Annotated in this window: 13 protein-coding genes and 1 tRNA gene; 6 read left to right on the top strand and 8 right to left on the bottom strand. The window is 67.5% G+C overall.

The window, feature by feature from the left end; genetic code table 11:
* The first annotated feature begins 89 nt into the window (after positions 1-89).
* Together MO1_RS12040 and MO1_RS12035 are read left to right on the top strand one after the other, a co-directional pair.
* Positions 90-647, top strand: coding sequence for a peptidylprolyl isomerase (locus MO1_RS12040; protein ID WP_036311216.1), 558 nt, complete (start codon positions 90-92; stop codon positions 645-647).
* Positions 648-654: 7 nt separating this feature from the next.
* Entirely contained in the window at positions 655-1530 is an 876-nt protein-coding gene (locus MO1_RS12035; RefSeq protein WP_060916152.1) for a rhomboid family intramembrane serine protease, read from the top strand.
* Between the two features lie 73 nt (positions 1531-1603).
* Here the strand turns inward: MO1_RS12035 and MO1_RS12030 are convergent, their stop codons facing one another.
* The gene (locus MO1_RS12030) at positions 1604-1840 is read right to left on the bottom strand and encodes a cell division protein CrgA (protein WP_036311213.1); all 237 of its coding nucleotides are present in this window, start codon (positions 1838-1840) and stop codon (positions 1604-1606) included.
* A 55-nt stretch (positions 1841-1895) separates the two neighbouring features.
* Here MO1_RS12030 and MO1_RS12025 point away from each other — a divergent pair, with 55 nt between their 5' ends.
* The 3 genes from MO1_RS12025 to MO1_RS12020 are packed head-to-tail and all read left to right on the top strand — an operon-like array spanning position 1896 to position 3483.
* A complete protein-coding gene (locus MO1_RS12025) occupies positions 1896-2681 on the top strand; it encodes a class E sortase (protein ID WP_036311211.1) in 786 nt (261 codons plus the stop codon).
* Complete coding sequence (locus MO1_RS14790; protein WP_136362141.1) at positions 2681-2848, top strand: DUF4175 domain-containing protein; 168 nt, start codon at positions 2681-2683, stop codon at positions 2846-2848. Before MO1_RS12025 ends, MO1_RS14790 begins: the two co-directional genes overlap by 1 nt.
* Complete coding sequence (locus MO1_RS12020) at positions 2845-3483, top strand: anthranilate synthase component II (protein WP_036311209.1); 639 nt, start codon at positions 2845-2847, stop codon at positions 3481-3483. The genes MO1_RS14790 and MO1_RS12020 overlap by 4 nt, the downstream gene beginning before the upstream one ends.
* Positions 3484-3493: 10 nt before the next feature.
* On the opposite strand, the gene pknB is transcribed toward MO1_RS12020, so the two are convergent.
* The 7 genes from pknB to MO1_RS11985 form a co-directional block, all read right to left on the bottom strand.
* Positions 3494-5191 (bottom strand): Stk1 family PASTA domain-containing Ser/Thr kinase, encoded by a 1698-nt coding sequence (pknB, locus tag MO1_RS12015; RefSeq protein WP_174520584.1) that lies wholly within the window; start codon positions 5189-5191, stop codon positions 3494-3496.
* Between the two features lie 88 nt (positions 5192-5279).
* On the bottom strand, positions 5280-7148 hold the full coding sequence (locus MO1_RS12010; protein ID WP_036311205.1) for a protein kinase domain-containing protein: 1869 nt from the start codon (positions 7146-7148) through the stop codon (positions 5280-5282).
* A complete protein-coding gene (locus tag MO1_RS12005; protein ID WP_036311202.1) occupies positions 7145-8599 on the bottom strand; it encodes a peptidoglycan D,D-transpeptidase FtsI family protein in 1455 nt (484 codons plus the stop codon). Before MO1_RS12005 ends, MO1_RS12010 begins: the two co-directional genes overlap by 4 nt.
* Positions 8596-9972: an FtsW/RodA/SpoVE family cell cycle protein gene (locus MO1_RS12000; protein WP_036311200.1), complete on the bottom strand. Its 1377-nt coding sequence runs from the start codon at positions 9970-9972 to the stop codon at positions 8596-8598. The genes MO1_RS12005 and MO1_RS12000 overlap by 4 nt, the downstream gene beginning before the upstream one ends.
* On the bottom strand, positions 9969-11198 hold the full coding sequence (locus MO1_RS11995) for a PP2C family protein-serine/threonine phosphatase (protein ID WP_036311198.1): 1230 nt from the start codon (positions 11196-11198) through the stop codon (positions 9969-9971). Before MO1_RS11995 ends, MO1_RS12000 begins: the two co-directional genes overlap by 4 nt.
* 12 nt (positions 11199-11210) lie before the next feature.
* Positions 11211-11747 (bottom strand): FHA domain-containing protein FhaB/FipA, encoded by a 537-nt coding sequence (locus MO1_RS11990; RefSeq protein WP_060916150.1) that lies wholly within the window; start codon positions 11745-11747, stop codon positions 11211-11213.
* Complete coding sequence (locus MO1_RS11985) at positions 11744-12475, bottom strand: FHA domain-containing protein (protein WP_060916149.1); 732 nt, start codon at positions 12473-12475, stop codon at positions 11744-11746. The genes MO1_RS11990 and MO1_RS11985 overlap by 4 nt, the downstream gene beginning before the upstream one ends.
* 143 nt (positions 12476-12618) lie before the next feature.
* Between MO1_RS11985 and MO1_RS11980 the strand changes: the two genes are divergently transcribed.
* A tRNA-Leu gene (locus MO1_RS11980) sits at positions 12619-12702 on the top strand.
* The last annotated feature ends 206 nt before the right edge of the window (positions 12703-12908 follow it).

Raw genomic sequence — 12908 nt, 5'->3', positions numbered from 1 at the left:
TTTTCGGGGTTCATCCGGGGACGTAGTGGGTCCATACTGCCAGACGCATTCAGGCTGCGCGGGGGGTTGCAAGTGAGAGGATGATGAGTATGCCGATTCACTCCGCTGTCGCGACACTGCACACCAACCACGGCGACATCGTCGTCAACCTGTTCGGCGACCAGGCGCCCCGCACCGTCAAGAACTTCGTCGGTCTGGCCGACGGTTCCCAGGCCTGGACGCACCCCGCCACAGGCAAGCCGGGCGAGGGCCCCCTCTACACCGACGTCATCTTCCATCGCATCATCCCCGGCTTCATGATCCAGGGCGGCGACCCGCTCGGTCAGGGTGTCGGCGGACCGGGCTACAACTTCGACGACGAGATCAGCCCCGAGCTGACCTTCGGCACGCCCTACCTCCTCGCCATGGCGAACGCGGGCCTGCGCCGCAACGCGATCACCGGCAAGGCCGAGGGCACCAACGGCTCGCAGTTCTTCATCACCACCGACCCGACTCCGTGGCTCAACGGCAAGCACACCATCTTCGGTGAGGTCGCCGACGACGCTTCGCGCGCCGTGGTCGACGCCATCGCCGCGGTTCCCACCGGTGCCCAGGACCGTCCGGTCGAGCCCGTCGTGATCTCGTCGATCGACATCACCGAGGCCTGACCTCTTCGTGACCTCAGCCGACCCCCGCACCAACCCGGACAACTTCTGCTACCGGCATCCTGACCGTCAGAGCTTCGTGCTCTGCCAGCGGTGCCTGCGCACAATCTGCCCGGCCTGCCAGACCCCGCTCCCAGTGGGTGTCATCTGCCCGGAGTGCCTGGCAGAGCAGCAGAAGGGTGCGCGGTCGGCTGAGGTGAAGCGGATGCCGGGGCGGTTCGCACGGAAGCTCCGCAGCGACCGCCCTGTCGTCACCTACGCGATCGTCATCGTCACGATCGCGGTGTACCTGTTGCAACTCATCCCTGTCGTGGGCGGCACGATCACCAGCGCGCTTGCGTTCGCGCCCGCGTACGTCGTGCCCGGGTCGGGTGCTCCGTTTGAACCGTGGCGGATGCTGACCGTCGCCTTCGTGCACTCGACACCGCTGCCCTTCCACGTCGCCCTCAACATGCTGGCGCTGTGGGCGCTCGGGCGCAGTCTCGAGCCCTCGCTCGGCAAAGTGCGCTTCCTTGCCCTATATGTACTGAGCGCCATCGGCGGCTCCGCGCTGGTCGCGCTGATCGCCCCCGGAAGCGCCGTCGTCGGCGCATCGGGCGCGGTGTGGGGTCTGCTTACCTCGATGATCATCATCGGGCGCCACCTCGGCGTGAACATCCTGCCGATCGCGATCCTGCTCGGGATCAACCTGGTGTTCTCGTTCGTCGGCTCCGGAGTCTCGTGGCAGTCCCACATCGGCGGTGGCCTGGTCGGGCTCCTGGTGGGCTACATCTTCTCCAAGACACGCGCACAGAAACGCCAAGGCCTACAGGCGGCGCTCCTCGTAGCGGTCGGTGTCGGCATCATCGCCGTGACCGTCATCGTGCCGGGACTGCTGTACCTCTGAGTTATCCACAGATTCATCCCCAGCCTGGGGATGAATCACACCGGTGTAATTCCGTTCGGGGGGATGCCTCGGCTCAGCGCCAGCGCGTGGTCATCAAGAACCCGACGAAGGCGATGCCGAAACCGATCGCGAGGTTCCAGGGGCCGATGTCGGGAATCGGGAAAGCCTGGCCGCTCAGGTAGAACACGATGATCCAGACGAGTCCGATGAGCATCAGACCGATCATGATCGGCTTGAACCAGACCGGGTTCGGGGCGGCTTCGCCCTCGGGCTGAACCAGACGGTCCTCGTCGTTGTCTCCGCGTGCCATGCGGAGAAGTCTACCTGCCAGCCTCGATTCAGCCTTCGCTGGCTAAACTCCGATCGTGACCGACTCCTCGCGCACGGAGCAGCAGACTCGACGCTCGCGTCGACCCCGCCCTCGTCGCCGCGCCACCGTCCTCAGTGTGATGGGCGAGATCCTGCTGACCGTCGGGGTGGTGATGCTCCTCTACGTGTCCTGGCACACGTGGATCGGCGACGCCATCGTGCAGGGCGAGCAGCACGCCGCGGCTCAGGCGTTGGCCGATCAGTGGGCGAATGAGAACGACGACCAGCCCGAAGCATCCCCTCCGGCGACCCCGGCTCCGAACGACGAGCCCGTCATCCCCGTCTTGGGTGATCAGAAGCACGCGGCCGTCTTCGGAATCATGAAGGTGCCCCGCTTCGGCGCGGACTGGCAGTTCAAGATCGCCTCCGGCATCTCCCGCCCCGACATCCTCGATCGCGGCGAGATCGGGCACTACCCCGACACCAGCATGCCCGGCGCGGTCGGCAACACCGTGTATGCGGCGCACCGCTGGACGTCGGGCGCCCCCTTCGACCCCATCGACCGCCTGGTAATCGGCGACGCCATCGTCATCCAGACGAAGGCCGGCTGGTACACCTACCGCTTCCGTTCGCTCGAGTACGTGCAGGACACCCAGATCCAGGTGCTGCTTCCCGTACCCAACGAGGAGGGCGTCGCCGCGAACGGCCGCTACCTGACTCTGACGAGCTGCGCGCCGAAGCTGAACTCCCTGGAGCGCATCATCGCTTACGCCGTGTTCGACGAGTTCACCCCGACCGCCGATGGTCCGCCCGCGTCGTTGACCGGCGGGGTGGGCGCCTGATGTACGCAGCACTCTGGCGGGTGCTCCCGGGACCGTGGTGGGTCCGCGTCCTGATCCTCCTCGTCCTCGCGGCCGTCATCCTGTACCTCTTGTACTTCTACGCCTTCCCGTGGGTCTTCCAGACGGTATGGCCGAGTGAGGAGTCCACTATCGGCGGCGGCGGGTGACCGACGGCATCCGTGTCCTCGTCGTCGACAATCACGACAGCTTCGTCCACACCCTGATCGGCTACCTCGTCGAGCTCGGTGCGCAGGTCGACATGGTCGAATCGGATGCCGCTGACGCGCTCGACCGCATCGGTTCCGTCGACGCTGTGCTCGTCTCCCCGGGGCCAGGGACGCCGGAGGACGCCGGCGCGTCGATCGAGATCGTGCGGAGGTGCGCGGCATCGGCGACGCCCCTCCTCGGTGTGTGCCTCGGACACCAGGCGATCGCGGTGGCCTTCGGCGGGGTGGTGTCGCACGCCGCGGATCTCATGCACGGGCGGACGTCGCCCGTCCATCACGACGGTGAGGGTGTCTTCGCCGGGCTGCCGCGGCCGTTCACCGCCACGCGCTATCACTCGCTCGCGGTGTCGCGGGAGTCGATCCCGCCGGAGCTCGCGGTGACCGCGTGGACCGAGTCGGGAACCGTGATGGGACTCGCGCACCGGTCGCTGCCGATCGAGGGTGTGCAGTTCCACCCCGAGAGCGTCCTCACCGAGGGCGGCTATCTCCTGCTCGGCACCTGGCTGCAGGGCATCGGAATGACGGATGCCGCGACGCGAGGCGCGGAACTGTCACCCCACCGCTCGGTCGGCTGACTCCGGAGGATCAGCCGCTGCACGTGGTCAGAGTGATGTCGGAACCGACCGGCACCTCACCGATCGAAGACTGCACCTTCACCATGCGCGGATCCGTGGCGGGGCACGACGGGTCCTCCTCGACGACCGGGTTGAGGCCGTACTCGTCCGACTTCAGGATCTCGACCGCCTTGTCGACCGTGTAGTTCAGAGCGAAGTCCTCGACCGTGACGGTACCCGTCGCGACGACGAGGTCGATCGACGTGCCCTTCGGGAGTTCTTCCCCATCGGTCACCGGCGCACCGTTGACGGAGCCACTGATCACGACATCGGCGGCGAGCTTCGGGTCGTTCCGCCGTGTGACCGAACCGAGTGTCAGACCCGCCTGGTCGAGCGCGGTCGTCACCTCTGCCACGGTGAGGTTCGCGAGGGTTGGAACCGTCGCCTTCTCGACGCCCTTCGAGACGTAAACGGTCACCTGGTCGCCAGGCGCGACCGTGGTCCCCGCGGCGGGGTCGGTGCGGACGACGGCGCCCTCGGGAACGTCGGCGCTCGTCTCGTCGACCTCCTGAGCCTGCAGCTTGGACGTGCCGAGGACCTGTTCGGCGCGATCCCAGGTCATGGTGACGACGTCGGGGACGGTGAGCGCGTTGGGAGTGACCGAGCCTTCCTCCGGACGGATGGTGTTCACCCAGATGAAGACCGAGACCAGCAGGACCGCGAGCATGGCGATTCCCGCCCAGACCCAGGCGACCGGCGGACCGGCCTGGGTGCGGCGCATGGTGTCGTCGCTCGTGAGCTGGCGGAGCGATCGAGCGGTCTCGGCAGCAGCCTTGGGGTCGGGTCCGTACAGCTCATTGCTGAGCGACTCGACCCGGCGTTTGCTCGGGGCCTTCCGACCGGTCGTGGCGGCGAGGGCGTCGCGGAAGGCGACAGCCGTCTGCGGGCGCTGGAACGGGTCCTTCGCCAGGGCGCGCAGGACCAGGGCGTCGAGCGAACGCGGCGAGGTTTCGACGACCTCGGACGGCGGAACCGGCGCCTCGGACACGTGCTGGTAGGCGACGGCGATCGGGTTCTCGCCGCGGAACGGCGGCTGTCCGGTGAGGAGCTCGTACATCACGATGCCCGCCGAGTAGATGTCGGCGCGCGCGTCGACCGGGTCACCCTTGGCCATCTCGGGCGAGAAGTACGAGGCGGTACCGATGATCGCGGTGGTCTCGGCGACCGTCGACGACGAATCGGACACCGCGCGGGCGATGCCGAAGTCCATGACCTTCACCTGACCGGCATCCGTCACCATGACGTTGCCGGGCTTGATGTCGCGGTGCACGACACCGGCGCGGTGCGAGTACTCGAGAGCCTCGAGGATGCCGTCGGTGTACCGCAGCGCGTCTTCGAGCGGAACTGGGCCCTCGCCGATGATGTCCTTAAGCAGGCGCCCGGTGACGAGCTCCATGACGATGTACGGCTCGGGGTGCGGGTTGCCCGCGGCATCCGTCCGGGTCTCCTCGCCGGCGTCGTACACCCGGACGATCGCGGGGTGCGACATGCGCGACGCCGACTGCGCCTCGAGGCGGAATCGGGTGCGGAACGCACCGTCGGCGGCCAGATCGGCCTCGAGGATCTTGATCGCGACCGGGCGGTTGAGTGTCAGGTCCTGCCCGCGGTACACCGAAGCCATGCCGCCCCGGCCGATGAGGTCATCGACACGGTAGCGGCCCGATAGCACGCGTGACTGAACGGACACATTACTCCCCGGAGTGGAACCCGGACAGCCTAACCGACCGCGCTCGAAAGCCTGCTGAAAGCCCCTGCGATCAGCCCTGGGTGCCGTCGCCCCCGCCGTTGTCGGAGCCCCCGTCGTCGGTGCCGCCGTCAGCCGGAGGCGTCTCTTCCTGCGCCGGGGTGATGGATGCCGCAGCCTCGGCCGACTCTCCCGAGACGCGCTCGGTGTTGTCGCCGTTGCAGGTCACCGTGTAGGTCACCGACAGCGCCTGGCTCTCCTCGATGGGATCGACGAGGACATTCTGCGGGCGTTCGTTGATGCCGAAGCTCGCCGTGGTCTCGCCGTTTCCTTCAAAACGTCCACCGGACAAGGTCATCGTGTAACTGGTCGCCTGGGGCGCACCGGCGGGGCAGGTGTAGCTGTCCCACATGATCCGAACGGTCGAGCCCGCCGTCACGGTTCCGTCGGCGTTGCCACCCTGGATGGAGGGTGCTGCGGGCGTCGCCATGGGCGCGGTCTCGGTGTACACGGTGAGCGTGACCGGGCTGGTGAATTCGACGTTGCCGGTCGGATTCACCCGGTAGACCGTGCCGACCTGGTCGTCCGTCGGCGCAGCGTCCCCGTCGGAGCACACGACGTTCTCGAAGTCGTTGTCGTTCAGGATCTTCGTCGCCTCGTCGCAGGTCTTGCCCTCGAGCTTGAGCGAAGCGGGGTTGCCCCGGGTCTCGGCGGGAGGCGTACTCGGAGTCGGCGCGGCCGAGGAGGCCGGCGGCGCGCTCGAGCTGGGCGGCGGGCTGCTCGCGGTCGGCGGGGTCGTGTTGCCGGCGTCCTTCGGCAGGACCAGAGCGATCACGGCGCCGATGAGGACGATCGCGAGCAGCGCGATGAGCGCCACCAGCGGCCACGTCCACGGGCTCCGCTTCTTCTTGGCGGGCTGATCGCCCACCGCCTGCTCGGTCGACAGGGCAGCGGTACCGGTGCCGACACCGACGCCCGCTCCAGCCCCGGCCGCAGCGGCGGCACCGGAGGGGAGGAGCCGCGTCGTGGCATCCGACCCCGTGTTCGAGGTGAGCAGCTGCGTGAACGCGTCGGACGACGCGGCCCCGGCGATCGCCGGAACGATCGCAGCCGCCCCTGCCACGTCACCGCGGCGGAGGGCGCCGGCGGCGCGAGCCACGGCAGAGGTCGACGCGGGCCGGTCGTCGGGCTTCTTCGCGATCATGCTCATCACGAGGCGCTGCACCGGCTCCGACACGGTGTCGGGAAGCGGCGGAGGCGTGTCGTTGATCTGCGCCATCGCGATCGCTACCTGCGATTCGCCCGTGAAGGGGCGACGTCCTGCGAGCAGCTCGTACGCGACGATGCCGAGCGAGTAGATGTCGGTCGAGGGGGATGCCGCGTGTCCCGAGGCCTGCTCAGGCGAGAGGTACTGGACCGTTCCCATCACCTGGCCGGTCGCCGTCAGGGGCACCTGGTCGGCGATGCGGGCGATGCCGAAGTCGGTGATCTTCACGCGACCGTCGGGCGTGATCAGCAGGTTGCCGGGTTTGATGTCGCGGTGGACGAGACCGGCAGCGTGCGCCGCCTGCAGAGCAGACGCCGTCTGCGCCACGATGTCGAGCGTCTTGTCGGTCGACAGAGCGCCCTCGCGCTCGAGGACCGTCGACAGGGCTTCACCGGGAACGAGTTCCATGACGAGGAAGGCGGAGCCGTTCTCCTCGCCGTAATCGAAGACGCTGGCGATTCCCTCGTGGTTGACGAGTGCGGCGTGACGGGCCTCGGCGCGGAAGCGCTCGAGGAACCCGGGGTCGCCCATGTACTCGTCTTTGAGGATCTTGATCGCGACCGTACGGCCGATGACGTGGTCGGTGGCCTCCCAGACCTCGCCCATACCGCCGATGGCGATCCGCGAGTCCAGTTCGTACCGTCCGCCGAAGCTCACACCCTGCGTCGGTCTCATTCGCTCAGCACCGCCTCAATCACTTTCTTCGCGATCGGGGCCGCGATCCCGTTGCTCGTTCCGTTCTGGCCGAGCCCACCACCGTTCTCCACCATCACCGTGACGACCACCTTGGGGTCTTCAGCGGGCGCGAACCCGGTGAACCACAGCGTGTACGGGTCGCCCGGGTTGTGCTCCGCCGTTCCGGTCTTCCCGGCGACGTCGACGCCATCTATTCTCGCACCCGAGGCGGCGCCGTTTTTGACATTGCCCGTCATCATCTTGGTCATCGTCTCGGCGACCTCGGGGGTGACCGCGCGGCCGAACTCGGTGTCGGCCGGCTCGTCCTGCACCGTCAGATTCGGCGAGACGACCCGGTCCACCATGCGAGGGTTCATGACGACGCCGTCGTTCGCGATGCCCGCCGCGACCATCGCCATCTGCAGGGGCGTCGCGCGCACATCGGTCTGCCCGATGCCGCTCAGTGCGGTCTGGGGCGCGTCGAAGCCCTCGGGGTAGCTGGATGCGGTCACGTCGAGAGGGATCTCGAAGCCCGAGTTGAACCCGAACTTCTGCGCCTGCTCGCGGATCGCGTCGGTGCCGAGTTCGAGTGCGAGCTCGGCCATCGGGATGTTGCAGCTCAGTCGTAGCGCGGTCTCGAGCGTCGTCTTCTCGCCCGGTCCGCAGGTGCCGCGGTCGAAGTTGTGCAACACGTTGTCGGTACCGGGGAGTGTGAATGTCGCGGGGTTGTCGAAAGTCGACTCGGGCGTGTACTTGCCCGAGGACAGGGCTGCCGAGGCGACGACCAGCTTGAAGGTCGACCCCGGAGGTTCGGTCTCGCGTGTCGCCCGGTTGGTGAGGGGACGCAGCGGGTCGTCCTGCAGCTTCTGGTCGGCTTCCTTGACCGCCGAACTGTTGTGCGACGCGAGCAGATTCGTGTCGTAGCTCGGGCTCGTGGCCATTGCAAGGATGCGGCCGGTGTCGGGCTCCATAGCGACCACGGAGCCTTCGAGACCGTCGAGCGCGTCGTAGGCGACCTTCTGCAGCTTCGGATCGAGCGAGAGGAGGACGTTCGATCCGCGCGGCGGCTGGCCGCTGACGATCTGGTCGAGGCGCGTGAGGAACTGCTGGCTGCCGGTTCCGGCGAGAGCGGCGTTCATCGCGTACTCGAGTCCGGTCGAAGAGCGGAGCACGGGGTTGATGAACCCGGTCACGGGCGCCCACATCTCGGCATCCGGATACGTGCGGATCCAGCTGTAGACGTCGTCACTCGGCTCCGACGAGGCGATCGCCGTGCTGCCGGCGTAGACCGTGCCGCGCTGCACCTCGTACGAGTCGTACAGAGTGCGACGGTTTTCGGGATTCTCGTTCAGCTGACCGGCGAGTGCGACCTGGATCACGCTCGTCGCAGCGAACAGACTGAGGAACATCAGGAGCACGACGACGCTCAGTCGGCGGAGTTGCTTGGTCATCCGATCACCACCCGGGGCCTGGAGCGAACCGCGTCGGAGATCCGAAGCAGGATCGCGATGATGAGGAAGTTCGCGATGAGCGAGGACCCTCCTGCTGCGAGGAACGGCATCGTCAGACCGGTGAGCGGGATGACGCGGGTCACACCGCCGACCATGATGAACACCTGCAGAGCGAGCGTGAACGACAGGCCGGTTGCGAGGAGCTTGCCGAAGTCGTCCTGACCGGCGATGCCGATGCGGATGCCGCGGCTGACGAACACCATGTACAGCGCGAGGACCGCGAAGACACCGACGAGGCCGAGTTCCTCGCCGAGGCTGGGCAGGATGTAATCGTTCTGCGCGAGCGGGGTGAGGTCGGGTCGGCCGAGGCCCCACCCGGTGCCGATGAGTCCCCCATGGGCGAGACCGAAGATGCCGGAGACGAGCTGGTAGCTGCTGCCGTTCATGTACTCGGGGTTGAACGCGTCGAGCCAGTTGGCGAAGCGGGAGCCGACGTAGGGCAGGATCTGCGACGCGACGAGGGCACCCGCGGCGGCCAGGAGCACGCCGAGAATCGCCCAGCTCGCCTTGCCCGTCGCCACGTAGAGCATCGCGATGAACATGCCGAAGATGAGGATGCCGGTACCCAGGTCGCGCTGCAGCACGATGATGCCGAGTGAAACGCCCCAGATGATCAGGAGCGGACCGAGCTGGCGGGCCTTCGGCCAGGTGATCCCGAGGAATCGGGTGCCGACTGAACTGAGCGCTTCTCGGGTGCGGACGAGGTAGCCGGCGAAGAAGACGGCGAGGCAGATCTTCGCGAGCTCACCGGGCTGGAACGAGAACACGCCGCCGATCGACACCCACACGTCGGCGCCCGCCTTGATGCCGAGACCCGGCACGAAGGGCAGCAGGAGCAACAGGATGCCGCTGAGTCCGAAGACGTAGGTGTAGCGGAACAGCACACGGTAGTTGCGAAGGAAGATGACGATGAGGATCGCCCCCGTGATGGCGATCGCGGCCCAGACGAGCTGGCGGGAACCGAGCGATCCCCACCCGATGCGGTCCTTCGCGATGTCCAACCGGTAGATCATCGCGATGCCGAGGCCGGTGAGGAGGGTGGCGATCGGCAGGACGAACGGGTCGGCGTCCCGGGCGCAGATGCGGGTCACGATGTGGAGGGCGAGGGCGAGGCCGGCGAGCCCGCCGCAGTACGACAGGAACGTCGGGTCGATCTCGCCGCGCGTACCGAGCTGGACCAGCATGACCGCGACGGTCGTGACGACGGTGGCGAACAGAAGCAGTCCGAGCTCGCGGTTGCGCTGCGTGGCCGGCATCCGCAGTTTGCGAAGCGCCTTGATGACCGTGGTGTCGGTCTCTACCGAGGCTGTCATGGGGTCCCCTGGCGGAGGTTGTCGACGATCGCTTCCGCATCTGACAGCGATCGGGCGGAGATGGTCTGCTCGACCGCCTGCCGCTGGTAGGCGGGGAGGTCGGCGAGGAGGATGTTCGTGTCCTCGAAGGGCGTCGACAGCGAGATCGGGCCGATGTCCTGCTGGATGCCGCGGTAGATCACGACGCTGTCGTCGTCGGGACCGACGAAGTAGCGGGTCTGCGTCCACGCGTAGCCGGCGAACACACCCGCCGCGATGACCGCGACGATCGTGATGAAGCCGACGATCCACCACACACGGCGGCGACGCGCCCGCCGGCGGTCCTCTTCGATGAGTTCCTCGAGGTACTCGGCCGCAGGCTCGAAGTGGCTCGGCTCGTTCGCCGCCTGGCGTCCGGTCTGGAACCAGCCGGTGCGCGCCGGCCGTGCCACGGGGACCTCGATGCCCTTCGGTGTCGCGGCGGAGCCGACGATGGTCGCGGTTCCGCTGTACATCGGATGCCGGCCGCCCACGTCGACGAGCACGATCGTCACGTTGTCGGGGGCCCCGGCATCCAGCGCCAGCTTCAGCAGCATGTCGGCCGTGCGGCCGGGGGCGAGGTCCTGGCGGAGCACCTTGGCGCTCTGCGCATCGTCGACGACGCCGCAGAGACCGTCGGAGCAGATCAGCCAGCGGTCACCCGGCTGGGTCTGCATGATGAACGCGTCGACCTCGGGATCGGTGCCCATGTCGCCGAGCACGCGCATGAGGACGGAGCGACGCGGGTGATAGCGCGCCTCTTCGGGCGTGATGCGGCCTGAGTCGACGAGGCGCTGGACGAAGGTGTGATCGGTCGTGATCTGCGTGAAGACACCGTCGCGGAAGAGGTAGACCCGCGAGTCGCCGATGTGGGCGATGACGGCGTAGTCGTCGACCATGAGGACGGCGCTGACCGTCGTTCCCATGCCTGCCAGCTCCGGACGCTCGGCGACGGTGTCGACGAGGACGTGCGCGGCATCCACGATCGCTTCACGCAGTTCGCGCTCCGCCTCGGCGGGCGTCGGGAACGAATGGTCGAGCCCTTCGAGGTGGTGGACGGCGATGCTCGAGGCGATGTCACCGCCGGCGTGACCGCCCATGCCGTCCGCGACGACGAACAGGTTCGAGCCCGAGAAGCCCGAGTCCTGGTTGTTGGAGCGGACCTTCCCGGTATGGGAGATCGCGGCGCTCGAGCCTTCGAAGACCATCGGTGCGGGCCGTTACTTCCGCAGCTCGAACGTCGTGGCGCCGACCTTGATGGGCGCGCCGACGATCACGGGGACGGGGGAAGCGACGCGCTCGCCGTCGTGCCAGGTGCCGTTCGTCGAATCCAGGTCCTGGACCATCCACTGCTCGCCCCAGAGGACGAGACGGGCGTGGTGGCTCGAGGTGTAATCGTCACGGATGACGAGTCCCGATTCGCTCGAGCGCCCGATCGTCAGCGGCTCGTCGCCGAGGGGGAGCTCGAGCCCCGCCTTGGGACCGCTCGTGATCACGATGCGTGAGACGGTGTGGGTCGTCGCCTTCTGCGGACCGGTGGGGGCGGCGGGCCGGCTGATGATGGGCGAGACGATCGAGGTCTCGGCATTCGCCGACGCCGTGGCGATCGGACCGGGCGCTGCCGCCGCCGGCTCGGGCATCTTCCGCACCTTGACGCCGAACAGGTCGGCGCGCAGCGAATAGACAACTGCGAAGACGAAGAACCACAGCAGGATCAGGAACCCGATCTGCAGCAGCAGAAGAGTCAGTTCACTCATGCCTGGCCTCCCAGGTCGAACAAGCGGGTCGCGGGATCCTGCGGCCGCGGAGGGATGCGGGATGCCTGGGCGACGACACGGAACGTGATGCGCGTGCGGCCGATGGTGACGACGGAGTCGGGCTCGAGAGCCGCCTCCGAGACCTTCTGGCCGTTCAGCTGCGTGCCGTTGGTGGAGCCCAGATCGCGGACCATCGCGCGACGCCCGTCCCACAGGATCTCGACGTGCCGGCGGCTGGTGCCGGCGTCGGAGATCGTGATGTCGGCATCCGTTCCTCGTCCGATGATCGTGCGGCTGGAAGCGAGGGGGTGCTGGTGGCCGTCGATCTCGACGACGCCGTGCCACGACACGTCTTCGGTGCCGGCCGACTGCGAGTCGACCCGGACGGTACCCGTCGTCAGGGACTCGTCGGAGTTGATGGCGAGCGACACCGGGCCGGCGAAGCTGTACTGCTGCGCCTTGGCGTGACCCTCGACCAGCTGCACGAGCTCGTCGTGCAGAGTTCGGCCGAGAGCACCCATCCGCTCGTGGTCGGCCGGAGCCAGCCGGACGACAAGTGTGTTGGGCACGAGGATGCGGTCGCGCGAGACGACGGCTGCTTTCGTGTCGAGTTCGGATCGCAGTGCAGAGGCGATTTCGACAGGCTGCACACCGCTGCGGAAGGTTTTAGCGAACGCACCGTTCACGGCGCGCTCGATCCCCTTCTCGAAGCTGTCAAGTAGTCCCACGGGGCTCCTTAGGCAGTCTGGACCGGTGCTCACATGCTAGTTGTCGACCCTGGCAGGGTCTGGGGAACAAGGCTGCGGCCGTTTCTCCGGCAGGCTCGCGCCATGATATCCTCGGAAAGTTGATCCCGTGGCGACACGGGTTCGCGCGAGTGGCGGAATAGGCAGACGCGCTGGCTTCAGGTGCCAGTGCCCGAAAGGGCGTGGGGGTTCAACTCCCCCCTCGCGCACAGACAGTGCGAATCGAAGCCGGTCGGTGGTGAAAACCCCCGACCGGCTTCGTCGTTTGCGCGAGCGAGGGCGACATTTCGGGCACTGGTTCGCGACGTGCGGCTGGCTGTACCCTTGCACAGATCACCAGGAGGCGTCTCATGTCCGCGACCCATCGCCTCCGTCACGGCGCCGTTCGAGTCGGCGCTTGCGTGCTGCTCGTCGT

It is taken from the genome of Microbacterium oleivorans NBRC 103075 (genome assembly GCF_001552475.1).
Taxonomy (GTDB): Bacteria; Actinomycetota; Actinomycetes; order Actinomycetales; family Microbacteriaceae; genus Microbacterium; species Microbacterium oleivorans.
This window is presented reverse-complemented; position numbering and strand designations above follow the sequence as displayed.